We start from the raw sequence: 26,653 nt of genomic DNA, 5'->3' as shown, positions 1-26,653 counted from the left end.
CCGCTGTAACTAGGATTGCACCGCGATCCAATCCTTTTTCAACAGCGCCAGAAACGTCGCAATCCCTTTGGAAAACCCGTCGGGATCCGGCAGCGCATACTGCGGAAAGTCTTCGTAGGGCCGCCACGGCTCCGAGTCGTTGTGGCGTAAGTGCAACACACGCTCCTCGCCCTCGCGCTTCCACAGCATTTGCCCACCCGTCGGAATCTCCGCCATTCTGTCCTCCTAGACCTTCAACTCAATCCATGCCGTCCGTGGCTTCCCTTTATTCTGCGCCTCTTGGCCGCAAATTCTGTCAAGATTATTACGTTTTGTTTAGAGGACGCGACAGCCAGGAATCAAGCCTACCTTCACTATAGAAAGGCCGATTCAGTCTGCCCCCTCCCGCAGGGGGTACTTTTAGCCGCCTGAATTGAGGCGGGCTGGGTGCAGGGGGGGCCAGCGGGATTTACAATTTGGATGCTGGGACTGGTTGGGGCAGCCGCGCCTCGAGGCCGGCAGTCAATCTCGCCCAGGCCCCTTGCGCCGGTGCATCGGGTTGAGGGGTATAGGTAGTTGTATACAGTTGCGAATTCAGGTGTGAATGAGGGGATGGATATTACAGCGTTTGTCGCGAATTCAGTTGGCCGCTGGCGGTCGCAGCGCAGTGCCCATCATTTGGCATTTGGCCATTTTGAAGCCATTCAGTCGGAGATTGAGATTGTTGCCCTGGCCCCCGAGGATCCAGCGGTAATCGGCTTATGCCAGCAGTATGCGATTGATCCGGCCCTGGCCGTGTCGCCCTTTCGCATGAGTTGGCAGGGACAATCCGATTGGGATGAAAACGAGGTGCAGGGCAGTTGTGTCTTGGTGCCGATTCCTGACCCCACCCAGACAAATCACGGCAAGCTATTGCGCGACCAGGGGTACGCCGAAGCCATTGCGGCCATCGGCGAGTACTATCTGAGTGAGGATGGCACGTTTGTCCTCACTACAGCCTATGACCGGGCTGCCGCCGAAGAAAAAATTTGGTTCGTCAATCCGAATGTGCGCTGCCGCGTCTCCCTGATCAAAACCAGTGCTGGCACAGGGGTGGTCACCGCCTCATTTTCCTCGGAGATTCGTCAGTCATCCTCGACCTAGACGGCAAGCTGGCGAGTCTTGTTCGTTGTTCCGTTCATTGTTCGATTCACGTTGATTCTCATGTCCTTCTCTTCGGCTGCCTCATCCCCCTTCACCCCGTCGTTCGATCTGCTGACCTTGGCCCAGTGGATGGCGAGTCATTTTAGCAATTTCCAGCAGGCCCAAGCCCAGCCGCAGCAGTTTGCTCATATTCATATCTTTTTCCGGCCCTTGCCGTTCGAGTTTTTTGGTGGGATTGGCCTCTATTCCGAGCAGGTGTATGACTATGATTGGTGGCGGCCCTATCGTCAGGGTGTGCATCGCTTGATCGACCAGGGCGATGCGATTTATATCGAAAATTATGCCCTCACCGATGCCCTGCGCTATGCTGGAGCGGCGCGTGAACTCAGTATTCTGCACTCGATTCGCCCCGACCAGATCACGCGCCGCGATCATTGTTCGATGGTGTTTCGGCGGCAAGGTGATGCGTTCCACGGTGCGGTTGAACCCGGCAATCGCTGTTTGATTACCAAACAGGGCTGTCCCACCTATCTGGTCAGCCAGGTCGAACTCACCGAAACCACCTGGATTAGTTTAGACCGCGGCTTTGACCCCACTACGCATCAGCCGGTGTGGGGATCTGAGTTTGGCCCACTCGTGTTTGACAAGCAAGCCTCGTTCGCTGAGGAATTACCGCAATTGCCGTGATCGGCTCAGGGAGCGCTTCAGTACAGCCATCGGCCAGCTTCTGCTTACCTCTCATCATGTGGCACCAGCAATAACTGGTTCACACCTACCCTGCGCTAACTCAGACGCCATGCGTTCGTGATGCGGCACTGCGGCACTGGCACTGGCGCTTCCTCGCTCCGGCCTCAGCTCAACGGTCAACCAATCAGGTTCAATTCCGTGAGCCAGTTCAGTCAGCTTAACTCTCTAGATTGGTTGCTTCATGCTTTAACGAAGCTTCACAAACCCAGCCACGGCTTCATCAAACATCCATCTTGAAATTCCGTAGTTCTGATCAAGGCCGCTCATTGGAACGGGTTTAAACTGAGGCCAATGGGTGATTGACCCGACTTGCAACAGTCTTTCACAACCACAGAATTTTTCGAGCCATTGTTGCTAACTCAACGCAGCAGTGCCTGATTTCTGCTGACCTCAATTACTTCGTTTTCTTGACTAAATAGAACGATGAGCAACGAGTTGCAGAGTGCTTCTACCTCCTTTCAAGCTGCGATCCTCGACAGTCAGGGGTTGATTCCAGGTTCACCGCTCGATCCGCTGATGCCAAACCGTGAGCCGCCCACTTCACTGCCAATCGTTACAGCAGCGATTGAATCGCCCTCTATTTACGCTTATCACGCTGATCATTCCACCGTTGTTCCACGGACAACTACTCACCGAGTCAACCCCAGCCTAGTTCAAGCTAATCCAGCGAGAGCTAGCCATCATCAATCGTTCGATGCCTTAACGGGCACACCTGATAACACCGCGTTGGTTCAAGCTGACCATTCTGCAATGGGCGACTTCACCGCAACAACCAGCGCTTGGATGAGCGAGACCGTTAGCAGTGGGGTATTTACCGTCGGCCCCTCAGGACTTGTCAGCCTTGATTATCTCTATGACGGCGGAGCCTATGAGGGCGAGCTAGCCCTATTCTCGCTCGAAGGATTAGAGACCTTCCAACCGGGTTCGCGGGCCTTCATGCGGGAGGCGGCCCGTCGTGCCCTCAGCGATTCGCACCTCGGCGCGGTTGTGATTCAAGATGCCACCGACGCGGCTCGCTTGAGCGGGGCCTTTCCCGACGACAAGGACGTGAATGCGGGTATATATAAGGGCGTGAAAACCGTGAGGATGCAGCCGGGAACACGCTTTGGCTTCATGCTCGTCCCGCATGGCACGGTCCAAGAGGTGTTCGAGCGACCGAAGCGATCCGGCGCGAAACGTCCCTTATTTTCGCTGGCAACCGCCAATCCCAATCACGCCGTTCAGGTTGGACAGATTGGCAATGTCACTGGCGCGGGGCATTTCTTGGCCTTTGAAGACCTGCGGACCGATCGCCGCAGCGACCGTGACTATAACGATGTCATCATTCACATTCAAGGTGCGATTGGTCGAGCCACGCCCATTGATGCATTGATTGCGCCCCGCCGGGATTGGCGCACTACGCCACTGGGCCAACAGTTGCTTGAGTATGTAACAGCCAACACCCGACTTGACCCGCAGCAGCCCTTGATTGGCATCATTGATACCGGCTTTGCCGCGGCTCATCCGGATTTGAATTATCACCGGATCACGCTGGGTCCAGATTATCTCGATGGCGATGGGAATCCTTTGCTGCAACCGGGTGACGGCCATGAGCATGGCACGCCTATCTTGGGCATGATTGCGGCAACGCGAAACAATGGCTTGGGCATCGATGGCATCAATGATGCGGCTCCGATTTGGATCAGTCGAGCGGTGGGATCGGGGCGGTGGGCCGAAGCCCTCATCGAGTTTGTCGAAGCGGCCAAAGCCTCAGGTCAACCGAATGCCGTGGTCAATCTCAGTTTTGATTTGACGCAAATTAACCCGGATGGGTCGGTCACCACACGCTATGAGTTAACACCGCAAGAACGAGTGGCAATCGAATATGCACGTCAGCATGGTGTGATCATCGTGGCAGCAGCAGGCAACGATGGTGGGGTGATGTCGGCGTTGGGACAAGCCTCGCAAGAGTTCGATAACATCATCACCGTGGGGAGCGCCCATCAAATGAAACGTGCGTTGTATTCCAGCTATGGCGCTGGGCTGGATATTGTCGCACCGGGCGGAACAGCATCACAGCCCATTGTTTCTACGGTTGGCGTTAGCATGGGTACGATGGCCGGTAGCTCGATTGCGGCAGCCCAGGTGACAGGAGCAATTTCTCACGTCTGGGCGGCGAATCCTGACCTCAATTATCGTCAAGTCATCGAGATTCTCAAACGAACGGCAATCGATATCGGTGAATTCGGTTGGGATGCTGAAACTGGGGCCGGATTATTAAACATGATTGGGGCGGTCAGCTTGGCCAAACTCGTCGAGCCAGAACCTTACACTCCGCTGGCGCGGATCGCTCCCTTAACTTGGAGTGGCGCAGGCTATGTAACTGCGAGTGAACGGGCCACCGATGGTGAAAACGGCTTTAGGTCTCGTGTAACTTATGAGAATGGTTCGTATGCCGATATCTTCTACGACCGTTTCGGTCAGCCAGTTGGGCAAGATGCCTACAATGCTGCGGGACAATTGATGTATTCAGAACGCGGCCATCGCGGCACCTACTTCCACTACATGCCCGATGGCAAACTGGTGGTTTTACATGTCGAAAGCTTCTACTACGATGAAGAACGCTTGGTGATCCAGCCGGTTGAAGTGATTTTTGTGGATGATACACCCGATGATTTGTCAGATAACCCAAGGTTTCGGATTGTCTATACCGATGATCCAACTTCACACCCCGAACAAGTGAATTTGCCGACGAATATTGGCACTTGGGATGGCGTCTCGTTCGATTTCATCTCGAAACGGTTGTCTTTCTATTTCAAGGATGACCAAGGGCATCGTCACGAAGTCTCCATCTGGTACGATGAGCGCAAAGCCGCTTGGTATGATCCTGCGACCGCTCAATGGCAAGATATAACGCCACCGGCTTCTACATCCACACCCAATTTGCCCAATGCCCCCCAACCCGGCCAAGGCAACGTTCCTGAAACCGCAGGAGCCTTTGACAAAACAGTGGTGAGCAATGGAACGACAACGCATTATTACACGAATGGTTATTTGAGTATCCAACCCAATGGACAGAGTACCTGGTACACCGTGGGCACTGGGGTACCCGTCGTCATTCCTCCCAGCAATGTCCCCGCTCCAGTCGATGGCCCTAGTGGTGGTGGGAGTTCTGGCGGGGGTGCGGGAGGCAACGCTGGTAGCGGTTCGAGTGGTAATCCTGGTAGCCCTAGTAGCCCAACTGGACAGGATGGATCCGGCGGCAGTCCAGACGGCGGGACTGAAACCAACACAGTCACAGAGATTCGCACCACAACCGGCACTCCAGTCGCCGGATCCGTGCGCTTCTTCTTCTCCTCGAACCGCACCAAAACCACCCCGACTGACACCGACCGGGAGTTGATTCAAAATCAGGGAAACGGAAGCTGGAGTCCTGATTTCTATCGCCAACAGGCACGGCGCTTCCATGACTCCTTCACCTCGACACAAACAGTTGATGGTACGGACACTTACCGCCGTTCTCATTTTTCCAAAGGCGAATCCCAATCCCAATTTGAATGGTACAAATCGGCTGGAGAACGACATTATGAGGATGGCAGTTGGGAAAAGGGCACCGAAGCAGAAATTTCCTACAGCCGCGATACCCTGACTGGCCTCAGCCGTCATAGCCAACGGACTCAAGGGTACACGTCTCATCAGTACTATCGCAATCGCGACGGCCAGGAACTCGTCAATCGCACCGAGCGCATGCAGCGGGAATCATCCAGCGATTACACCACCGAGCAAAGCCACTACCGGGATTCCAGCCGCACAGAAACTCGTCGCCAGGATCAGGCGCAACAGCAAGAAACCGAAGAGCGGGTGATTGAGGAGTTTGGCCGGTGGACCACGAATCAAACCACAAAGCTGGCGAATCAGCTGCGGACCCACGTGCAAACCACAATCAACACCGACACGGAAATCACCATCGGTACCAGCGAGGCGATCGAGGAATCTGAGACTATCTTGAGCAAACTCAGTGATGCGGAGCAAATTAAGGAAACAGAAGCATTTTGGGGCCTGCGCTCTACTGCTGGGCAAACGCAAACCACCTATATCGGAGAGCAAACCGGCAGCGGCAGCAGCGAATATCGGCAAGAAAGTCGTACGCGCAGCCAGGTGACGCAAGTCAACGGAATGCAGTTTGATTCGACCGAGATTCAAACTAAAACCCGAGAGCGGGCAGAGCGTGAAACCCTCGATGGGCGGGGAACCCTTCAGAAACACCAGCGCTTTCACTCAACGACTGAATCGGAACACAACCACGTTAGCGATGGAACGGAACAGTTTCGCAAAACCACCGCTAGTTTGAGCTATGCCTATCGCAAAACCGATGCTGTCGATGCCGATTCCTGGTCGTTGCAGATTAGCCGCGCTCAGTCCCAGTTCGGCACCGATCTCGACCCTGAAAGCGTCATGTGGTCCTGGACCAAACTCGGCTGGCTCTCGGATGTTGAGGCCGATCGCTGGAGTGAGCAACTCAGCTACACGCGACAAGGCCGCCAGACCCAGTCTGGGGTCGGACTGATTACAGCGACGCCCGATGCGGTGGGTGCACAGGAGTTGAAGTACAGTGACGAACTCGCGGCTGAGCTGCTTCAGCTTTTAGAACAAACGGGGGAATCGGATGGCACCGACCTCAGCCACCACTCGTATCCGGAGAAGTTGGCGGCGATTCTGGATCACGCGAGCAGCTTGCTCGATTCCGAACTAGCCGCCCAGCTTCAGGCCCAAATCCCAGATCTGCTGGCGCTCGGACAGGTTGCTCAACAGTGGCAGTGTCATGGATTGCTGGACCCATGGGTGGGAGGATTGTTCTCCGAAGCGTTGGCAGTCCAGTCGAGTTGGGATGCCAAGCTGTTTGGGATTGACTTCAAGTGGTTTGTCAAAGCGGGAACTCAGCAGTCCTCGCTGCCAGCGCTGTTGTTTCCAGCCAAACTGATTGCAGCCGCTCGCAGCCAACCGGAACTCGCGGAGTCGCTCGATGACCCGGCATGGGTTAAGGCATTGGTGGAACTGGCAAGAGCGTATGCGGCACTCAATCCAATGGCAACCGCGAGCGAACCACCGCTCAACTTCTTCCTGGATACACTATGGACTTCTCAAGATGGAGCTGGATTGCAGAAGGGAGCCATAGAGCTTGGAAAGTTTTTGAAAGGCGCAGGCAATTCTATTCAAATGATGGAGTATGAACAAAAGCTCCTAATGGCCCTCAACCAATTTAGTGCTCTCAATGGAAAGTTGAATGATGCGGCTTTCATAAAAAGTAATGTTGATCTCGGAGCGTTGTATCTAACCTTACACTCCACAGACGTGGTAGTTGCTGATCCAAGTAATTTCCTCCTTAAGATTTGGGAGGCTGAGAATGAAACAGATATTAAGATTGCTGCTACCCACCTGCAAAATTTCATTGCCGATCTAACTAGCAAAGATAGTGAGAAAGTTTATTCTCTTCCTTCTTTGCAAGATGAATCCTTACATGCTGCCGCAATAGCAATACCCATCGTTGTTTTAGATGTGCTGATTGTTGTCTCTGCTGTAGGGATAACCATTTCTTTAATTGGCACTAACAACAATGAAGCTGAGGAAGCCTTCAAAATCATCGTTGACACTACGACAGATACGGTCGCTGATATTGGCGATAGAATAATTCAGCTTATCAGTCAAATTAGCGGTTCGGCTAGTCAAGCACTTGAAGGATTCCGTGGGCTGGTAGAAGATGTTGTTCAGCAAAACTTCTTCCCCATCAATACAGGAAAACTGTTTGGAGAAACAACCAAACTTGCTCAGCACTTAGCTCGTTATTTACGAGTTTCGTCCGTTGGTGGCATTCCTTCAGGAGAACCTCCAGATCCAAGTGAAGATCCTGAAAATCATTGGTGGAGAGAAATCAAGGCATTTCTCAAAAATATTCAAACTGCAATCAAAGGTGCTACTCGAAAACAAGTGTTGCGGGAATTACGTAAGAAATTTACAGATGAACAAATTGAAGAAATAGAGAGAGCACTAGCTGAAGTAGCTAAACGCAGGGGAGAACCTACTCCTCCTTTCCTTCCGCCACCGCGATAATTTAGAATGGAAAGCATAGCTGCTGCCAGCTTGCTGAGAATATTAGACAAGCAGAGGTGCGGGGATTTGTATCCTCAGTTAGAGGTTCTGCCCCTGCACCCTATTCCAACCCAATGACTTGGCTACAAGCATCTCAACAAACCCTATGAGCCAATGTTCTTCGATACTACCCGGTTTACCAAACACCAAAGCCTTCAATGACCTGCGTTTTCAGATTAAGGCACTGCGTTCCGAGTTGATGAATCTTGGTCAGGAAGTCGAGGAACTGGCTAGGAGGCGGTTCTGTACGCCAGAGGACTTCCTATCGCTGCGCTATCAGCTGAGCAGTATCAGTGCTGGCCTTGAACATGTGGTCTCGTTCCATTACGCTGAATTGCTTAGGCTCATCGCTCAACTGTTCAACGAGCAGGCACTCTTAGCAGAAAGTGAACGCCTCAGCCAGGTTGAAATCGATTGGGATGTTAGAGACGCTTCGGCTTGCCTTGATCGGTTGCACAAAAACTTACAACAACTCGCCACAACGCTTCAGGTCGCTAGAAACGAGTTGCAGCAGCTTGCGCAGCACCCGGACCCCGAATCGCAGGGAGTAAAACCGCTAGCACCTAGGCTCGCGCGACTGACAGAGATGCTAGTCAATCAAGGGTTGCTTGCGTGTCAGACGTTGTTGGGACAGGCCGTTCAATTCCACCGTGACGCCGATCCAGTCGCCGCCGCCGCAGAGGACTACTGGGCGATCGTGGATACTCCGCTGCGGGAAGAGCATCATCCTGCCGCGCTTCAGCTCGCTTACTGCCCGTACTGTGGTGCTAAGCTGACGTCTGAGGATCGATCGTTTGATGGGTCCTATTGTGAGAATTGTCGAACTCGCTGGATTCAAACCGACTGAGCGAGAATGTAGGGTATAGCGTCTCTTCTCCCTCAGCAAGCCGCGTTACTTCCAACTTACCGCAAGCAATGGTTTGCGCTCAAGTATGCTACTGGCCCCACGAATCCTGAACGGATTGAAGCCGCCATCCATCGAGCTTACCGGGCTTTCGGTCAACAGACGCCTGAAACGATCATTTGTGCCAATCCTCAGCAGGCGATCCAGCGATTGCATGAATGGAACGATCACCCCATGATTCCCTTGATGAACTTGGGATGGCAGTTGAGACGTGAATTACCTAAAGCTGGACAACTGGGGATCAAAGACAGGAAACCGATCGGCCATCCAGAAGGATCGTTGCAGACCATGTGGTAGATGCATGGAGCTATGGATATCCGAGAATACTAACAATTGACCGCAACAAACAACGTCTTGACCAGCGACGCAATGAATCTCAAACCAGATACTACGACAATCCTGCTAATCCTGATCCACGGCCGGGACAAGATTTGGATGAATATCCACCCGCTATGTTTGTCGAGAATTATGGTAGGGCGCATGTGAGACCAATCAATGAGTCCCAGAATCGAGGAGCAGGTGCAGTGATAGGGCGACTGCTTGAACCCTATAGTGATGGGGATAAAGTTGAGATCATCACAAATTATGAAGAGCTATTTGGCAATAGCTAGAAGGGTCTCAGAAGATCACCGCTATCATGCCTAAACGCTACTCAGATGTTCATGTGCTTTTTGAATTGAACAATGAAACTGCTTGCATCATTCCAATTAAGGGCTTTATACAATCAAGTTGCCGTTTTTGATCCCAGCCTTGAGTATCCTTACAATGACTGGCTGCCCCAACATGCCGCTCAAGGCTTTACTTGGCGACCAGGGAGTGTATCCTTTGGAACACTTACTCAAAGTACCGAGTCAAGATTGAGGTGTGGCTAGCTGATCACGCCAGTATTCAAGAGGATACAATTCGCGCCATCGTAGTGCCTTTTTCGGTTGGTTCCTCTGGCACTGTTGCCGTTCAAAGTGTGATTGATCGACCAGGTAGCAGCCTAGTCTCAATTCCTGAAGGGAACTATGCTCTCGTGTTTGAAGCTGGCGTGAGAGCAGAATACAGGCAGGATCCAGCCTATCAAGGCAGAAAAGCCGCCTTACTGCCAAGTTGGTGCCGTTTGACGTTCATTCCTCAGGAATCGGTCCAACCTGAAATCTTACGAGCCGATGAGCGGTTGTCACCCACCTACCCACTGCTGATGGCAGCAGAACCCGCTTGAGGAGGCTGACTAGCAGCTTGCTCGATTCCGAACTAGCCACCCAGCTTCAGGCCCAAATCCCAAATCTGCTGGCGCTCGGACAGGTTGCCCAACAGCATGGCGTGATTGTGGTGGCTGCTGCCGGCAATGCTCCAGGCCGCTCGTCGGCCTTAGCCCAGGCTGCCACCGAATTTGACCATCTCCTGATTGTCGGAGCCAGTCAGCCAGATAATCATGCACCCGACTCGCTAGCGGGTTGGAACGTGGATTTGGTCGCGCCGGGACGGTTGGCAGACGCTTCGGCCTTCATGCCTGGAATAGCCATGCCATCTATGGCTGGAACCTCGGTGGCCACGGCACAAGTCACGGGAGTAGTCTCGCAGGTCTGGGCTGCCAATCCCGCCTTGAGCTATCCGCAGGTCATTGACCTTCTCAAGGCCACGGCCATCGATATCCACACACCCGGATGGGATAGCCAAACCGGAGCCGGGATCTTGAATGGCACGGCAGCCGTCGAGAGGGCGCAATCAGTACGGCCCATTCCCACCGAGCGAGTGCTCTCGAACCAGGTGGCACGCCCTTTGTTTCCGGCCTCCAGTCACGTTGAGGCCATCGCGCGGGAACGTCCAGCCGCCTATCAGGAAACCTACATCGTCACCGGGGATTACTATGGCACAGGCCGATCCACGTTGGACTATACCCGCACCGAATCCGAGTCCAACCAGGATGACCGATCCAGTTCCTCCAGCCACTATTTTGGCTCTGGAATCGTGAAGCGGCAATGGCAAATCCAAGCGCATGGGGAATTTGACTATACCCAGCAATGGCATCACCAATCGCAATCCCACTCTCAAAACCGCTATGACGATGGCCTCCTCACGCGAACCAGCCACGGCACCAGTACGTATGACGAACGCGGCACCGAGCAGCATGATGATAGCCCGACTGGGGATACCGGAACCAGTGAGCAGTTTTCCTACTCCACCAGTACCGACGAAACCAGATCGGTTCAGATTGGCCACCTGACGATTAACAGTCACAGCACCGATTCCAGTCAGAATTACCGCCATACGCAACGAGAGTATCGACCTGGGTTTGATCACACGCAGTATGATTTCGATGAATACTCTAAGAAAACCGCAAAGGAAACTAGCCAGTACAAACAGTGGGGAATCTCGAATTTCTATGAAAAAGAAACCGATTGGGAGGAACAGAAGGATACCAACCTCACGGATGACTGGATCAATACGCTGAGATTTGGCACCGAAGAGACTCTTATCACCTCCCGCTTTCGTGATCACTTTTTCAATCAGGATGCCACCAGCGCACCCGAAACAGTTCATGCGGGCGGCCAATCCCAGCAAACCAAACGGCAGATCAAAACGATTTATGACGGCCAGACCTGGCGGGTGATTGACCAGATCGAGGAGGACCGCTATTGGCATCACTATACGCGCGAGCAATACGAGACCGGGTTGGTCTACACCCAGTCCCACTCTCGCTCGACCGATTGGCAAAGCCGCACTGAGTATGACGCGCAAGGACGCTCTCAATCGGTTGCCCGAGAACAGATCTACGACTATACCCACCAGAACTATGACGACGGCAATGGCAAGCAGACGATTCGCACCACCCTAAGCACGTCCACCACCGAATCGGGAGTAGACGCTGAGGGTCGCCGTTGGTCGCGCACCGAGGAGTGGTCAAGCACCCATTCGCGCTTGATTGAGGCTGGCGTTGCTGACTGGAGCGAGTCGTGGTCGCGTCGCGTCTGGCACAATGGCGAGCTGGTTGAGGAACACGCTGGCTCCACCCGTGGCCGAGTGAGCACCCAGGAGGACGGAGCAGTCGATCTGACGCTGCCAGCTCCTCCCACCCTAGATCTGTCACATCTGCTGGGTCCGGGTGTGAGTTTGGCGTTGGATCTGACGCCGGGGGTGGGGGAACTCAAAGGGCTGGTCGAGGCCGTGACTGGCAAGGATTTGATCACGGGCGAAGACCTGGCTGCGTGGGAGCGCATGATTGGCATTCTGCCCTACGTTAGCGATGTGGGGAAGCTAATCCAGAAGGCCGGGGATATTGCCAGAGCGGTTCAAGGCGCGAGTGATGCAGCAAAAGCGGCGGGTGCGGCCGGTGATCTAGCCAACGCCCAAAAGGCGGCACAGCAAGCCGACCAGGCGACGGACTTCTTAGAACAGATGGCACCTGGCTCTCCGGAGGCAACCTTGGCCCGCCAGAGCGCTGATGAAGCCCTCGAAGCGGCTTGTTTTGTAGCGGGAACTTTGGTATTGACGCCAACCGGATACCGAGCGATTGAAACCCTGCCAGTCGGAGCGTGGGTGCTCGCTTGTGATCCAGAAACGGGAGTCGTGAAAGCATGTCGGGTTCTGCAAACCTTTGTGCGCGAGGTTCCGGTTGTCTTGGATATTCAAGTCGGGGAGGAGACCATTACCTGTACCCCAGAGCATCCTTTCTGGGTGCCAGGACAGGGATGGACAGCCGCAGGACAGTTAAGCGTAGGGATGCCACTGTTGACCAGCGACGCTCAGATTGTTTCAATCACAGCTATTGAACAACAGGAAGGGCACTTTGAAGTCTACAACGTTGAAGTTGAGGAGTTGCATACCTACTTCGTTTCTCATTTGGGTTGCTTGGTTCACAATACCTGTGAGAGACGTTATTCCCCTAGTCCTAAACATGAACCTGGTGGTTGGGGAACAGAGATGGATCTTGATCCAACAACTGCTCAACAGGTATTAGATGAAGGTATCCTGGGTCCTAATGGAAGACAAGTCTATGGCTATCACAACGGGAAAATGTATGAATTTCAACCAGACAATATTGGGGGGTACCATGGATATCCTGTACCTGGAAATGAAGTTCCTACAGCAGTTTTAAGAACGTTGCGGGATACAGGAATTATAACAAGGTCAGAATACGGTAGATTTCTTCGCGGAAAAGCGTAAATCGATGGATAATAAACTTCGTTTTCAATTTGAATTGAGCCACAACATTCAGCAGAACGAGACAAACTCCGAAATTTGGGGGTGCATTTCGATTTCGCTACTGACAGACCATCAGCTAGTGTCCTTGCTTCAAACCCAGTGGGACCTGAGCGGGCTAAAAGCATGGTTTGAAGAAAATCAAGACTTCATTCGCAGTGAAGTTTTATCGATTGACGGTAGTTCACCGTTACCATCAGAAAGTTTGGCTCAGGCTCTAAACCGATTACAAGAGAAGGAATTTTCGGAGAACGAGCAAGATGCCGAGGATCACTGGTTTGATGCCTTATTTGAGTTTCGTCAACGCCACTCTTTAAGATTTGCTCTACGTGGAGCCAATATTCCAGAAATCATCATTGGTTACCACCGGGGAGCAGGTGAGATATCATTAAGCAATAGAGAAGATGATTGGTCCTACTTGTTCGACATGGATGATTTTATCAGCGACCTACGACAAAAACTAATCTACACATAAAGAATGTATTGTATCCAAAGCTGTCGCCAGTGAAGCTCAATGAATTCTTTTAGGCGAGAGCAAAAATGAAAACTGATGTAACCAACGTAATTCAATCTGCTTTTTCGTCATCTGCTTGGAAATCTGAATCGAAGCAGTCCAAGAGAAAGTATCACCTGGAACACTGATGGGTAATCTAAACGATATCAATCCAGTCGAGAGAAGCATGGTAGAAGAATGACTGGGAAAGGTAAAGCCGTTGAAATCGTCCCAAGAGGTTCTAGTAAAACTCCTGACTTCCGAATTAATGGCGTTCCTACAGAACTTAAAACTTTAACCAGTGCTGGTCCAAACACTCTCAAAAATGCTATACAAAAGGCTGCCCAGCAGGGTGAGCAAATCCTCGTGGATGCTAGAAACGTTCCGATATCAGCAGAGAATGCACGCCTCCAAATCCTACGTGCTCAAGGCAATATTGGAGGTTTAGAAGGACGTGTTACAGTTTTAACGACAGAAGAAACTGTCACTTTTTAAGGAGATGAGTATGGGTTTAGATGCTGTCGTTTACACTCATAGGAATCACTTGAAGATTGATATTGATTCAGATAGTCTTCAAGTCGATGAAGAAACAGGTGAAGCTTTTATTGCGGATTACAATCTTGCGTCTAATTATCCAAGTGCTAATTTTATAGCAGCTCAGTGTAGACTGGGCAATTCCAGCGACATCGGCTATTTCAGTAAAGCAATCTCAAACCTATTTCCGGATGGAACTTCTTTACTTCTGGAGAAGGTACTGTACAGTGGATCTCACTGTGGAGACACACTAGATCTAGGAGAATTAGATCAGCTAGAAGCTGAGATCAACCTACTCAAACGACAATTAGACGAAAATCGAACAGTACTTCTAGAGCAATTCATTCAAAGTATGACAGAACTTATTCAAGCGGCTAGAAGGGAAGGGAATCCAATCGTATTTGTGTAGGCATACGGACGAGCGACAAGTTCCTAATGATTACGGTGCACCAACAGGTGTAGGATTTACGAACGTTGGTAGTCGGAGGAATCCCGTAATTCAACCAGTCAATCTAGGAGAGACCACTAAAATTACAATTAGCTTTCGTGCTGACTCAGCAGCACCCGATGGTTTTCGTCTTGAAAGTGCCTTTCCTACATATCCTTGAGGAGGTAATAATAATATGAACCATTATGAACTGATTTGGAATTTCCTTCGAGAATTCTTTGATCATGAACATTATGTCATAGCTGTTGAAAGGGCTAGAAAAGCGATTTCTACTGAGACTATGTATCAGCAAAATTGGTTTAAAGTTATGACAACCATTCAAAGTCGATCTCTTCTACCTGATCAGCCACTTAAGCTGGTTCACGAAGCAGCGAACAAGATTTTGGACGACAATACAGACGATGAAGCATATGTTTGGCTAGACAAGATGGTTTATAACGTCGAAAGGACAGATGGCAAAATTGAGGAATATTAACTGTGAATTGTCTTCCAAGTCGATTCGGCTTGAACAGTAAATAGTCTTCAGACAAAGATACCACTATTGCTTCACTCTGATTTCAAGCTGAAGCAGGTAGTGATCTTGCCAAAACCGCTGCCGAGGCCGGTGATTGAGCCAACGCCTAAAAGGCGGCACAGCAAGCCGATCAGGCGGCAGACTTCTTGGAACAGATGGCACCCGATTCTCCGGAAGCACTCTTGGCTCGTCAGAGCGCTGATGAAGCCTTAGCAGCAACTTGTTTTGTAGCCGGAACCTTAGTATTAACGCCAACCGGATACCGAGCGATTGAAACCCTGCCAGTCGCAGAGTGGGTGCTCGCTTGTGATCCAGAAACGGGAGTCGTCAAGGCAGGTCAAATCCTCCAGACCTTTGTGCGGGAGGTTGCGGTTGTCTTGGATATTCAAGTCGGGGAAGAGACCATTACCTGTACCCCAGAGCATCCGTTTTGGGTGCCAGGACAAGGAGGGGTCCAGGCTGGAGAGTTGCAACTAGGCGATGCATTGATCTCAAGCACTGGAGTCCTTTGTGAGGTCAAGAATACGCAAGCGAACCAAGAGAGAACCAGAGTTTATACCATCAAGGTTGAGGAGCTTCATACCTATTTCGTTACAACTCTTGGAATTTTAGTTCATAATGCTAACTGCGATCCAAGAAGTTAAATACGTCTTGAAGATGTAACTGATGGTCCACATGGACCAGATCGTCCAATAGCGAATGTAGTCTCAAGAGCAAGAGTAACCAGACAACCTCAAGGTAGATGGTTTTCACGAAAAGCCGCAGAGAGAGCAGTTGCAACCCTAGACATTGATAAAATGGAAATGAATGTAGGTTATTCTATTCCTATCGAGGAAGGAGCAGGTGGAATTGTAAGGGTATATGATGAGTATCCACCTACGGGTACGCCACCCAGTCAGCGATACATTATAGATCCTGCTGATAGAGCCATAGTCATTCGGAAATCAGACGGGCTTCATACATTTCCAATTGACCTGAACACCCTGACTATCATAACCTTGCTCCAACACTGTAGAGGATTGATAGATGAATTTCAAAACAGCTCACTTAAACGTTAATTATACACCTCGATCAACTCAAATTCTTCGGAGTTTAGATCTCCGCATGGTGAAGAATAGATTGTTAGATATGGGATACGAAAAAATACTACTCAGTGGGGCGCTTATTGAGCAATTTAGCGAGGGAATTTACTTATTCGTAGATGATGATGTAGTACATTGGCTAGAGGCATACTTACACCTAGAGGAACTCCTCTTAGCAAAAGAACCCTATCAACATGCCGCTTTTCTGAATGATGGAGCACTAACGATAAAGGCAGATGTTGAATTTAGATATTGCCCAGGCTTAAACATAGCAAATTTGGTCACTTATAATGCAAGCATTGCTGCTGATCAATACATATGGTGGTGGAGAAATATTGCTTACAAAATACTGAATCTTTCAGTAGGCAAGTGAGTCATCTTGGTTGTGATCTGGTAGAACAATCACTGAGGACGAAAATGATCAATTACAGGCAATGAATCATAGTGAAAGTAATTACAAGTTGATTCAAAAATTTGTCAGCATATTCTTCAACAATGAATTTTATGTGGATGCAATTAAAAACGCCAGGAATAGCATAGCTAATCATGCTAAAAGTCAAGCTGATTGGTTGAAGATTTCCTCTATTATTCAGAATCGACAACTCGAGCCAGGACAACCATTAAACCTAGTGAACAATGATGCAAACCAGGTAATTGATGAGAACTCAGACGAAGAAGCGTATGTTTGGTTAGACAAGATGGTTTATAACGTGGAAAGGACAGATGGTAAAATTGAGGAATACTAGCTTACTTTCTAAGCCGTTTAGCTTGACCATGAGTAATCTAGAAACAAGATGCAGGCTTCTAGAAAAGTGCATCGAAGAATTTGAAGCAGAAAAACTATCTATTCACGCTCTAATTAATCGCCTTCAGCGCATACTCGACAACATAGACAATCAGAAAGTATGGGTCGATGCTTTTCGCAGTGAATGGTGGACGCTCGAACAAGTTTATGCAGTTGCACGGGATCGCGGAGAAACGAGCTTGAGTTGGGAAAGTAGAACTTTAGTTCATGAGGCTATCCACAATATGAAACGGCTTTTGAAACAGGCAAACTCGTTCGAAGAATAAAGTAACTGTAGTGTTAGCAGGATAGTTTTGCGTTGATCCTGCTCGATGAAGAGATCACTATCGCCCCTGTTTGACTCCAGGAATGGGTGAACTCAAATCACAGCAAAGACCGCATGGCCGCCCCACCCCCCCTTGATCCTCTCGCGTCTTCCCGATTCACACTCTGCCCTCAGACCGAATTATCACCCGCGCTCAGCCCCGGCTATCGCAGCGATTCGCTATCGTGAAGAGAGCAGCCGTGGCTTGCTGCAAGCCCGACTCATGCCATCCTCGTGTTATTGGTGGAGGTTCTTGTGGTTGCCTCGCTATCCGCGCCCGCGTCTATTGCATCCCTGCTCGGCGATGAAGCCGACGATCTGCTGTCCTATCAAGCCAAAGTGCCCAAAGACTTACTGCATTTGCCCGGTCCCGATTGGGTCGACCGGATCTTTGCCCCCACCGACCGTTCCCCTCAGGTGCTGCGCAGTCTGCAGCACCTCTACTCGCACGGCCGGCTGGCCAATACCGGCTATCTCTCGATTTTGCCGGTCGACCAAGGCATCGAACATTCGGCCGGCGCCTCGTTTGCTCCCAACCCGATCTATTTTGACAGCGAGAATATTATCAAACTCGCCATCGAAGGCGGCTGTAATGCCGTGGCCACAACCCTGGGGGTGCTCGGCAGTGTCTCGCGCCGCTATGCCCACAAGATTCCGTTTATTCTCAAACTGAATCACAACGAACTGCTGAGCGTGCCCAATCAGTTTGACCAGCTTCTATTTGCCTCGGTCGAACAAGCTTGGAATCTAGGCGCAGTCGCGGTTGGAGCCACGATTTACTTTGGCTCACCCGAATCGGGCCGTCAGATCCAGGACGTCAGCCGCGCCTTTGCCCGCGCCCATGAGTTGGGTATGGCCACGATTCTGTGGTGCTATCTGCGCCATCCGGCCTTCAAGCAAGACCAGGATTATCATCTAGCCGCCGACTTGACCGGACAAGCCAATCACTTAGGCGTCACGATTGAAGCTGATTTAATTAAACAGAAGCTGCCGGAGGTGAATGGGGGTTATCAGGCCGTGGCTCAGGCCATCGGTCAGGGCTATGGTAAAACTGACCCGCGCCTGTATTCGGAACTGACCACGCCCCATCCGATTGATTTGACCCGCTATCAGGTGCTCAATTGCTATGCCGGCCGGGCCGGCTTAATTAATTCGGGCGGCGCCTCAGGCAAAACGGACTTCGCCGACGCCGTGCGCACCGCCGTGATCAATAAACGCGCCGGCGGCTGTGGCCTAATCTCGGGGCGCAAAACCTTTCAACGCCCCTTTGCCGAAGGAGTGCAATTGTTTCACGTGATTCAAGACGTTTATCTCTCGCCGGAGGTGACAATTGCCTAACGGCCCCTACACCGGCTTGAGCAAATCGTCTTTGAGCAGGGACTTGATCACGTTTTCTTTGATCATCAACTGCCGTAACACTTCGAGCAACATTTCCTGCGCCTGCTCTTGATTGAGCTGCTTGATTTGGTCGGCATAGGCGCGTAGGTTGAATTGCTGCTCTAAACTCAGTCCAATCGGTAGCTCCATGCTCGTGCTCCTTGCTCTACTCGGGGGCTAACTCTATTAGTTGTTAAATAACGTAACACATACCTTGACAAAGTGTCGATTTTCTGGGTGTTCTACTCTTTAGGTATCTTTAGTGAAGCATGGGGGGTCAAGGTCTATCATCGATCTGGGGATGGACCGCTGTGGGGCGGGCCTACCGATTGCGGTCTATGTAGTTTGAAGGAGACAATACGCGGCGCATGAATGCGATTGAGTTTTTTCACCACAGTGCCGGCCACTGGCGCTCGTTGCGCACCACTCACCATTTGGCCTTTCGCCGCACCGAAGCGGGCGAGTCTGAGATTGTCGTCGAACCGCTGGCCGCCGATGATCCGCAGGTCGTGGCGATTTGTCAGCTGCATCAGGTGGACCCGGCCACGGCGATTGGCGGCGCTTATGTGCGCTGGGACGGGTCGATGGCCTGGGACCGCTCGGAGGATGACACTCATACCGGCTCGACCGTGTTTGCCCTGGTGCCCGAGGATGCGAGCCAGCGCTCGGGGCAGTTGCTGCGCGAACGCGGCTATGCCGAAATTGTGCCGGTGGTGGGTCAGTTCCAGATGGACGAGGCGGATGGGCTGATTTTGATCACCGACTATGACACGATGAGTTCGATTGAGCGCTTTTGGTTTGCCAGCCCCAATCTGCGCTTGCGCACCAGTACGGTCAAACGCTTTGGTGGCTTTAGTACGGCCACCTTCTGTACCGAGGTGCGCACTGAGGCGGCGCTCTCGCCCGACGAGAATGCGCCGGCGGAGTATTTCTCGCTGTTGGGCTGGTAGCCTATGCCGTCCATCGAGTCGGAGCAGCGGGGGTTGGCCTATCTCTATCAGATGCGGGCCTTGGCCCCGGAACCGGAGTTGATTGATCTGGTTTATCAGCTCGAGCTTCGCCGCTCGATCTGTGTCTGGATGGGCCAGCACATCGAGACGGTCAATGCTCAGGTCGCTGACTTGGGGCGGGCCTGTCAGGCCTGTTTTCATCCCTGGCAGCAGCGCTCAATCGCCCTCTTTGCGGTGCCGCTCTCCCACCGCTTGGGCCTCGATGGCGTTTGTAATCTTCAGACGCATCCGGTCACTATCCTGGTCGATGTCGGTCGGGTCATGCCGGCGGATTGGTTGGCCTTGGTGGCTCATGAGTATGCCCATGCCCATCTCGGCGTGCCGGGCCATCCGCGCGAGTTTGTCGAGGTGCTGGCGCATCTCGCGCGCGGGCTGAATTTGAGGCTGCCGCCCCTATCGGCTCCGCCGGCCTGCTGGCCAGCAGCTCCGGCCTATGCTCGCACCCCGGACCCTCACGCCTTCTGGCAGGGACGCGCTCATTCGCCGCCCCGCTCCCACTGAGGCTGCTACATCCGCTCGCGCTGACCGATGCCATCTCCCTGGGGCGGACCGGTGCCGCGGCTGCCGCTCAACCGACGGACACAAGGAATAGATAAACCTCTATCAAGTTGGTCGTTGGAGTTGATGGATTACTTTTGATGAACCGCTTAAGTCTAAATACTCATGGCGTCGTATGGTGAGGACAGGAAGCGGGCCGGCAGGGTCCTTGTGGCTTGGCGGCTTCCTGATCCGCTGTCGTTACGTCTGTGAGGATATCTGACATGGCTATTTCGCCCTTAGCGTTTGCTCCGGCCTCGGACTATACCCGCGTCGCGGGCTATGAAGTGCCTGGCGATGAGCACCCTAGACGCTTTACAACCGACTACCGCACCGCTGATGAGCTGGAGCAACTGATTCACGCGGCCTATCGCCAGATCTTTCATGAGCAACAAATGCTCGCTTGCACCCGTCAGCTCCGGTTGGAATCCCAACTGCGCGCGGGGCAGATCACGGTGAAGCAGTTTATTCGCGGCTTACTCACCTCGGATGCCTTTCGGCGGCTCAATTATGAGGTCAATAATAATTATCGCTTTGTCGATTTGGTGTTTCAGCGGGTCCTGGGCCGCTCGGTCTTTCATCACCGGGAGTCACTGGCTTGGGCGATGATCGTGGCGGCCCAGGGCTGGACGGCGTTCATCGACGCCCTGCTGGAGTCCCCGGAGTATACCCAAACCTTTGGTGACCATACCGTCCCCTTTCAACGCCGCCGCATTCTCCCCCACCAACGCCTCGGCCACCTCCCGTTTCAGCGCACCCCTCGCTATGGCCCCGCCTATCGCCTATCCCAGCCGGCTCTCGCACCTAGCCCCCAGCACAGAACCCCGCCCGCCTGGCAGACCTGGCCCTGGCCCCGCATCGCCCTGCTGCTGCTCTCCGCCCTCCTGCTGTCCCTCGCCTTACTCACCCTCCAATCCCTCCTCCTCCTCCCGCTCTCCTAACCCCACTCTCCTAACCCCGCTCCCCTAACCCCTCGCTTCATGAAGTTCCGTAACACTTTATCAGACTAAAGCGAATAAAGCACCCCACCCGCCGTATGATCAGGGTTGATTTTCGTACCGTTCGTTTGCGTAGGGAGCTTGTTTTAGCGTGGCTATTCCTCTTTTGTCCTATTCCCCCTCGTCCCAAAATGTCCGCGTCACGGGCTTTGATGTCCCCGGTGATGACCAACCTCGCATCTTCTCCAGCGATAATCTCCTCTCGCCCTCCGATATGGATACCCTCATCGAGGCCGCCTATCGCCAACTCTTTTTCCATGCCTTTGCAGCCGACCGCGAACCCTTCCTCGAATCCCAACTCCGCGCGGGCCAAATTACTGTCCGCGATTTCGTCCGCGGCTTACTCCTCTCTAATACCTATAAGCGCAGTTTCTATGACCTCAATAGTAACTATCGCTTTGTCGAACAAACCGTCCAGCGCGTCCTCGGTCGTGATGTCTTTAATGAACGCGAAAAAATTGCCTGGTCGATTGTCGTCGCCACTCAAGGCCTCAAGGGCTTTGTCGACCAACTCCTCAATTCCCCAGAATACCTCGATGCCTTTGGTGACTCGATTGTCCCCTATCAGCGCCGCCGCTCTCTCCCCGGTCGCGCCCAAGGCAATCTCCCCTTTAATATCAAGTCCCCCAGATATGATGAATACTACCGCCGCAAGCTTGGCTTCCCCCAAATGATCTGGCAAAATGCCACTCGCTCTTATAAACCTCAAGACCAACAAGCCAAAGCCGGTGACCCCGCGAACTTCCTCGCCATGGCCCGCTCGATTGACCCTAAAGCCAATCCCCCTCAGCGCCTCTCCGCTCAAAATGTGGACTTCCTTAACCAGGTCCCCTATAGAAAATAAACCGAGGTAGCGCCTATGGGCGCTACGATGGGCCTAATAAACGGGCCAACAAATTAATTGATCTTCCCAAAACCCTCCTACAAACTGCGGAGGGTTCTTATTTTTTCAACCTGCCGTTCATCTTGGTGGGCAAACCCCAACTCTCTCAATGCTCGCTCGATCCTTGCTTTCGAGGGGCGCTGCTTCGGTGGAACTAGATCCATTTCACGAGCGGTCTCAAACAGTTCTCGAATTAAGCTATCCAAGTAATCGTCTGCGTCTTCTGGGCGCTTAACTATTCTGCCTTCATAGGCAAGCGTGTAAAGCTCTAGATGATGCATTCCCATAACCTTAGAGAGTTTTCTCAGCGTTTCTGGCGTGGGGCAAGTGCCCTTAAAACAAGCTCCTCGTAAGCGCGGTTGGGGAATATCTGCCATTTCTGCCAAGCGATTCATGCTGATATGGTGCTCTTCCAAATATTGCAAAATCAGCAACCCTAAGGGAGAGCAATCCTTCGCTTGTATTTGTAACCTCGCTGGCATTTCTCTAGTCCACATCAACTATATGCTTCACAATCATAAACGATAGGGCATGGCTTAGCCTAAATTATTACTTTATGCCTGGATCAGTTTAGAATTCTTAGCTCAATAGCGAGTTAAATTTAACACTCAGTAAACGATACTTGCTGTTGACAGTAGCCAGAGATGCAGAAATCCGATCGACAAACCGCTCCTATCCCCATGAAGCGCCAAACTGAGGATGATGAAAGCATGCAGATTAACTGTATCAAACGCTGTTTCTGATACTTTCATTACAGAGGCAATCCGCAACAGTTAGCGAGCAACTCCCTGAAAAAAAAGCTACTAGTTTCGGGCAGTTTGCCACACAAAATCTTACTGGATAGATCGACACAGGCATTTATTACTTACACTTGACAGAATCATCCTTATGATTAACATTTCAGTAGCTTTGCTTGCTGATCAAAATGTTTGGACAGGGGTTGATTGTAGTCTTAATGGCTAGATGCTCTGCCCTTCCCCCTAAACAAGGGGAATTGGATTGGAAGTTTCCCCTATTAGGCTCTGTGTTAGGAAGAAGATTAGGATGCCACGTAAGAAACGCTTGACCCAGAATCATCCCGCTCCCAGCCAGGATGGCCACCCCAATCCATCATCTCGGAGCAAAGCAAAAGGGCTGCCTGCAGACGTGGCTCCTACTAGCCTGGAACTCGACCTCACCGAGTCTTGGCAATCTACCCCCAGCAGTGACCGTCCCAAAACCAATCCTGACCTGTTTACCGATAGCGAAACGACCCGTGTGGCATCAGCGCTACCAATCTGGGAAGCGAGCAATGTTCTGGCCCAAAATGTCAATCTACCGTGGATTGTCGATCCACAGGGGCGACTCTGCTACGCCAAAGATATCGGTGACGGCAAAGGAGCCGTTCACTTTTGGGTCACTGAGAACATTGAAGATGAATACCCTGCCGCCCTTGCAGGAGCTGCCGCCTTAGCAGTGGTGGAATCGTTTGATATCCGCGCAGCCTGCATGCATTTAATCTACGCGGCGCACGCTACCCAGTTGGAAAAGCCCTGGGAGCAAGAGTTAGTCATCGATGATCGCCAGCTCGAAGCCTACCTGGGTTTAAAAAAACGCACCGACAAAAACCGACAAGCCAAATTAGCCTTAATTGAAGAATTGGTGAAACAGCCTTGCAAAATTACCACCTTCATTTCCTGGTCGGCTCCGGGCAAAAAAGAAATTACGATTGAAGAAGGACGCCTCTGGCATCTACTAGGAACTCGCTACCACTACCAGCAGGATATCAATGGCAACAAAGAGCTGATCGGCATGACCTTTATTGTCCGAGCTGGCCTCTGGGCCAAATATTTTCTTAACGAAGAAGGCCGTCGCAGTAAAACTGCCTATTATCAGTACGGGATGTTACCCAGAACATTGCTGGAAAGCGTGATGAGCATCTGGCAACATCATCCAGGAGCCGCACGATTAATGGTCTGGTTACTGTTTAAGACCCAATTCAGCCGCAGCCAGCCGCTCAATGTGCAGGCATTAATGGAAATTGCTTACGGTGAGCAAAAGATTGAACAGGCCAAAAAAAATAGTGAGTTGCGCAAAAAGTTGGCCAACACCTGGGATGATGACCTGTTAACACTGCATGAACGGGGCTGGCAATTACGATTTGATGATGAAACCTATCCGCTAGAAATCCGCCCAGCCGGGTTTGGACGGGAAAATTTCCAGCGTCCGCGCGGTTTTTTCGACCGGCTACTGGCAGCCCGCCTCTGGATCACGCCCGAAGATACTCTAGTCAACGAAGTGGCGGCCATCAAGGAACCCGACGCTCAACAAGCACAGCAGCTCGCCGCCTATCAGCCCGAACTGATGCTAACGGGTGCCCAAGTACGAGCATTGCGCACCGCCAGGGGCTGGAGCCAGCGTAAATTAGCCTCCCTTTCCGGCCTCAGTCAGGGCTTAATTTCACTCATTGAAAACAACGAGCGCAACATTAGCGCCGAAAATGAAGCCGTTTTGCGGCAGACGTTTCAGGCCCATGCTTAGAGCCTGATCAAGCCTTTGTAACGAGACTGAAACAGTCACCAACCGTCTACAAACTCTGGTGTCTATACTGAAGGCACCGAGCGGTTGCAGGTGTGTTGTAGAGAAAAGGCATGGATAACTTATTTCGCGAATTTGAAGAACTGATGGACCAAGGCTTAGAAAGCCTTTTGGATGTGGTACGGGTGATCGAAGGCCGAGCCGAGTCTGAATTTAGAACCGAGCGCACTGACATCCGCTATAGCTCACCCAACCGAGCGGCCCCAGCACATCAAGAGCAAACTCTAGAAACCGATCTAGACAGCGACAATCCACCTGAAACTGTCCCCTTGAGCGGCATTGGTGGCCTATCTGAGGTCGTGCGTGAGCTGCGGGAACTGGTGGAGCTGCCGTTGAAACGACCCGATCTGCTTAGTCTGTTGGGGTTAGAACCAACAACGGGCGTGCTGCTAGTGGGTCCTCCCGGTACAGGTAAAACCCTCACCGCTCGTGCCTTAGCCGCCGATTTGGGCGTAAATTATATTGCGATTGTCGGACCAGAGGTGATGGGGCGCTACTACGGAGAAGCGGAAGGCCGCTTGCGCAGTCTGTTTCAGAAAGCGGCTCGTTCGGCCCCTTGCATTGTCTTCATCGACGAAATTGACAGCTTAGCTCCAGATCGCAGCAAAGTAGAGGGCGAGGTAGAAAAGCGCGTCGTGGCTCAACTTCTGAGCCTGATGGATGGATTTGCCAAGACCAAAGGGGTCATTGTCCTAGCCGCCACCAATCGGTCCGAGCATCTCGATCCGGCCCTACGCCGCCCCGGACGATTTGACCGCGAGGTGCAGTTTCGCGTACCTGACCGGGCTGGACGCCTAGAAATTCTGCGGCTGATGACCGCTCCGATGCCGCTCGATGCCTCGGTAGACCTGGACGTAATTGCCGATCTGTCAGTGGGAATGGTTGGAGCTGATCTGAAAGCGCTCTGCCAAAAAGCTGCCTACACCTCGCTGCGTCGCCTGCTGCCATCGCTGGATAGTCCCATGCCAACCCGGTTGAGCGTCACTCAAACCGATTTTCTCCAGGCTCTCAAGCAAATCAAGCCCGCCGTTCTGCGAGCCATTGAAGTCGAGGTGCCCAAACTATCTTGGGACGACATTGGCGGCTTAGAAGCCGTGAAGCAAACCCTGCAAGAATCCGTTGAAGGAGCCTTACTCTATCCAGACCTCTATCACCGCACCAAAGCCAAAGCACCTCGCGGCATCCTGCTCTGGGGGCCACCCGGCACGGGTAAAACCCTGTTGGCGAAAGCGGTCGCTGCCCAAGCGCGAGCTAATTTCATTGCCGTGAATGGCCCAGAACTGTTGAGCAAATGGGTAGGCGCATCGGAAGAAGCAGTGCGGGAACTGTTCACCAAAGCCAGACAAGCCGCCCCCTGCATTGTATTCATTGATGAAATTGATACCTTAGCTCCGGCCCGAGGCAGTTACCAGAGCGATTCCGGCGTCAGCGACCGGGTGGTGGGTCAGCTTTTAACCGAGCTAGACGGATTACAGGAATGCCTCAACGTCATGTTAATTGGCGCAACTAACCGCCCTGAAGCGTTGGATCCAGCTCTGCTGCGAGCTGGACGGTTAGATTTGCAGCTCAAAATCGACTTGCCCAATCAGGACAGCCGCTATGCAATTCTGCAAGTCCACAACAGCGAACGCCCCCTACAGGATGTCAATCTGGCCGCTTGGGCTGAACGCACGGCTGGATGGAATGGAGCCGACTTAGCGCTGTTGAGTAATCAGGCTGCCCTAGAGGCTATTCGGCGTTACCGAGTAGAAGGCTTAAACGATCCAAGCGCTATCCGGATTACAACAGAAGATTTCCTGATTGCCTTTCAGCGCTTGGAGAATCAACGGGCGATGGCCAGTTAAACAACCCAGTTAAACAACCCAATTAAACAACCCAGTTAAGCAACATGGGATGCCACGAGCACTGCTAACGTGCGTTCTTGAGATTGGCGTTGCTGCATTATGCAATGATTCAAACAGTGTACTGAAATAATCGTTCTGCTCACACTTCAAACGAATCAGC

At 52.0% G+C, this 26,653-nt stretch carries 26 protein-coding genes; 23 read left to right on the top strand and 3 right to left on the bottom strand.

What is annotated here, in order from left to right; translation table 11 throughout:
• Nucleotides 1-9: 9 nt before the first annotated feature.
• Nucleotides 10-156: a hypothetical protein gene (locus HJG54_RS34230; protein WP_316436421.1), complete on the bottom strand. Its 147-nt coding sequence runs from the start codon at nt 154-156 to the stop codon at nt 10-12.
• A gap of 435 nt (nt 157-591) precedes the next feature.
• Between HJG54_RS34230 and HJG54_RS34225 the strand changes: the two genes are divergently transcribed.
• From HJG54_RS34225 to HJG54_RS34150, 17 genes are all read left to right on the top strand, one after another.
• Complete coding sequence (locus tag HJG54_RS34225; protein WP_316436419.1) at nt 592-1,122, top strand: phycobiliprotein lyase; 531 nt, start codon at nt 592-594, stop codon at nt 1,120-1,122.
• Between the two features lie 60 nt (nt 1,123-1,182).
• On the top strand, nt 1,183-1,809 hold the full coding sequence (locus HJG54_RS34220; RefSeq protein ID WP_316436417.1) for a chromophore lyase CpcT/CpeT: 627 nt from the start codon (nt 1,183-1,185) through the stop codon (nt 1,807-1,809).
• A 483-nt stretch (nt 1,810-2,292) separates the two neighbouring features.
• A complete protein-coding gene (locus HJG54_RS34215) occupies nt 2,293-7,956 on the top strand; it encodes a S8 family serine peptidase (protein WP_316436416.1) in 5,664 nt (1,887 codons plus the stop codon).
• Nucleotides 7,957-8,101: 145 nt separating this feature from the next.
• The gene (locus tag HJG54_RS34210; protein ID WP_316436415.1) at nt 8,102-8,842 is read left to right on the top strand and encodes a hypothetical protein; all 741 of its coding nucleotides are present in this window, start codon (nt 8,102-8,104) and stop codon (nt 8,840-8,842) included.
• Nucleotides 8,843-9,189: 347 nt separating this feature from the next.
• Nucleotides 9,190-9,510, top strand: a complete 321-nt coding sequence (locus HJG54_RS34205) for a NucA/NucB deoxyribonuclease domain-containing protein (protein ID WP_316436414.1) — start codon at nt 9,190-9,192, stop codon at nt 9,508-9,510.
• A gap of 72 nt (nt 9,511-9,582) precedes the next feature.
• Nucleotides 9,583-9,771: a competence protein ComJ gene (gene comJ, locus HJG54_RS35695; RefSeq protein WP_420717423.1), complete on the top strand. Its 189-nt coding sequence runs from the start codon at nt 9,583-9,585 to the stop codon at nt 9,769-9,771.
• Nucleotides 9,702-10,106, top strand: a complete 405-nt coding sequence (gene comJ / locus HJG54_RS34200; protein ID WP_316436413.1) for a competence protein ComJ — start codon at nt 9,702-9,704, stop codon at nt 10,104-10,106. Before comJ (HJG54_RS35695) ends, comJ (HJG54_RS34200) begins: the two co-directional genes overlap by 70 nt.
• 17 nt (nt 10,107-10,123) lie before the next feature.
• Nucleotides 10,124-13,051 carry a polymorphic toxin-type HINT domain-containing protein gene (locus tag HJG54_RS34195; RefSeq protein ID WP_316436411.1) on the top strand — a complete coding sequence of 976 codons (2,928 nt, stop codon included), beginning with the start codon at nt 10,124-10,126 and terminating at the stop codon, nt 13,049-13,051.
• Between the two features lie 4 nt (nt 13,052-13,055).
• The gene (locus HJG54_RS34190; protein ID WP_316436409.1) at nt 13,056-13,562 is read left to right on the top strand and encodes a hypothetical protein; all 507 of its coding nucleotides are present in this window, start codon (nt 13,056-13,058) and stop codon (nt 13,560-13,562) included.
• A 216-nt stretch (nt 13,563-13,778) separates the two neighbouring features.
• Complete coding sequence (locus HJG54_RS34185) at nt 13,779-14,075, top strand: hypothetical protein (RefSeq protein WP_316436408.1); 297 nt, start codon at nt 13,779-13,781, stop codon at nt 14,073-14,075.
• 10 nt (nt 14,076-14,085) lie between these two features.
• Nucleotides 14,086-14,523: a hypothetical protein gene (locus HJG54_RS34180; protein WP_316436407.1), complete on the top strand. Its 438-nt coding sequence runs from the start codon at nt 14,086-14,088 to the stop codon at nt 14,521-14,523.
• A gap of 214 nt (nt 14,524-14,737) precedes the next feature.
• Nucleotides 14,738-15,037, top strand: coding sequence for a hypothetical protein (locus HJG54_RS34175; protein WP_316436406.1), 300 nt, complete (start codon nt 14,738-14,740; stop codon nt 15,035-15,037).
• A 194-nt stretch (nt 15,038-15,231) separates the two neighbouring features.
• Nucleotides 15,232-15,720: a polymorphic toxin-type HINT domain-containing protein gene (locus tag HJG54_RS34170; RefSeq protein ID WP_316436404.1), complete on the top strand. Its 489-nt coding sequence runs from the start codon at nt 15,232-15,234 to the stop codon at nt 15,718-15,720.
• Between the two features lie 382 nt (nt 15,721-16,102).
• Entirely contained in the window at nt 16,103-16,531 is a 429-nt protein-coding gene (locus HJG54_RS34165; RefSeq protein ID WP_316436403.1) for a hypothetical protein, read from the top strand.
• A 61-nt stretch (nt 16,532-16,592) separates the two neighbouring features.
• Nucleotides 16,593-16,904: a hypothetical protein gene (locus tag HJG54_RS34160; RefSeq protein ID WP_316436402.1), complete on the top strand. Its 312-nt coding sequence runs from the start codon at nt 16,593-16,595 to the stop codon at nt 16,902-16,904.
• Between the two features lie 28 nt (nt 16,905-16,932).
• The gene (locus HJG54_RS34155) at nt 16,933-17,229 is read left to right on the top strand and encodes a hypothetical protein (protein WP_316436401.1); all 297 of its coding nucleotides are present in this window, start codon (nt 16,933-16,935) and stop codon (nt 17,227-17,229) included.
• A gap of 272 nt (nt 17,230-17,501) precedes the next feature.
• A complete protein-coding gene (locus HJG54_RS34150) occupies nt 17,502-18,605 on the top strand; it encodes a class I fructose-bisphosphate aldolase (RefSeq protein ID WP_316436400.1) in 1,104 nt (367 codons plus the stop codon).
• 6 nt (nt 18,606-18,611) lie between these two features.
• Here HJG54_RS34150 and HJG54_RS34145 read toward each other — a convergent pair whose 3' ends face one another.
• On the bottom strand, nt 18,612-18,794 hold the full coding sequence (locus HJG54_RS34145) for an NblA/ycf18 family protein (protein ID WP_316436398.1): 183 nt from the start codon (nt 18,792-18,794) through the stop codon (nt 18,612-18,614).
• A gap of 218 nt (nt 18,795-19,012) precedes the next feature.
• Here HJG54_RS34145 and HJG54_RS34140 point away from each other — a divergent pair, with 218 nt between their 5' ends.
• From HJG54_RS34140 to HJG54_RS34125, 4 genes are all read left to right on the top strand, one after another.
• Nucleotides 19,013-19,594, top strand: coding sequence for a phycobiliprotein lyase (locus HJG54_RS34140; RefSeq protein ID WP_316436397.1), 582 nt, complete (start codon nt 19,013-19,015; stop codon nt 19,592-19,594).
• 129 nt (nt 19,595-19,723) lie between these two features.
• A complete protein-coding gene (locus HJG54_RS34135) occupies nt 19,724-20,155 on the top strand; it encodes a hypothetical protein (protein ID WP_316436396.1) in 432 nt (143 codons plus the stop codon).
• Between the two features lie 260 nt (nt 20,156-20,415).
• Entirely contained in the window at nt 20,416-21,132 is a 717-nt protein-coding gene (locus tag HJG54_RS34130; protein WP_316436395.1) for a phycobilisome rod-core linker polypeptide, read from the top strand.
• A gap of 148 nt (nt 21,133-21,280) precedes the next feature.
• Entirely contained in the window at nt 21,281-22,033 is a 753-nt protein-coding gene (locus tag HJG54_RS34125; protein ID WP_316436393.1) for a phycobilisome rod-core linker polypeptide, read from the top strand.
• 77 nt (nt 22,034-22,110) lie between these two features.
• On the opposite strand, the gene HJG54_RS34120 is transcribed toward HJG54_RS34125, so the two are convergent.
• Nucleotides 22,111-22,554 carry a helix-turn-helix domain-containing protein gene (locus HJG54_RS34120; RefSeq protein ID WP_051926169.1) on the bottom strand — a complete coding sequence of 148 codons (444 nt, stop codon included), beginning with the start codon at nt 22,552-22,554 and terminating at the stop codon, nt 22,111-22,113.
• Between the two features lie 562 nt (nt 22,555-23,116).
• Between HJG54_RS34120 and HJG54_RS34115 the strand changes: the two genes are divergently transcribed.
• Nucleotides 23,117-24,592, top strand: coding sequence for a helix-turn-helix domain-containing protein (locus HJG54_RS34115; RefSeq protein WP_051926146.1), 1,476 nt, complete (start codon nt 23,117-23,119; stop codon nt 24,590-24,592).
• A gap of 110 nt (nt 24,593-24,702) precedes the next feature.
• On the top strand, nt 24,703-26,493 hold the full coding sequence (locus HJG54_RS34110) for an AAA family ATPase (RefSeq protein ID WP_316436391.1): 1,791 nt from the start codon (nt 24,703-24,705) through the stop codon (nt 26,491-26,493).
• The last annotated feature ends 160 nt before the right edge of the window (nt 26,494-26,653 follow it).

The sequence above is a fragment of the Leptolyngbya sp. NK1-12 genome, from assembly GCF_032598965.1.
Classification (GTDB): domain Bacteria; phylum Cyanobacteriota; class Cyanobacteriia; order Elainellales; family Elainellaceae; genus Elainella.
Note: the sequence above shows the minus strand (reverse complement) of the source record. Positions and strands in the feature narration are given on the sequence as shown.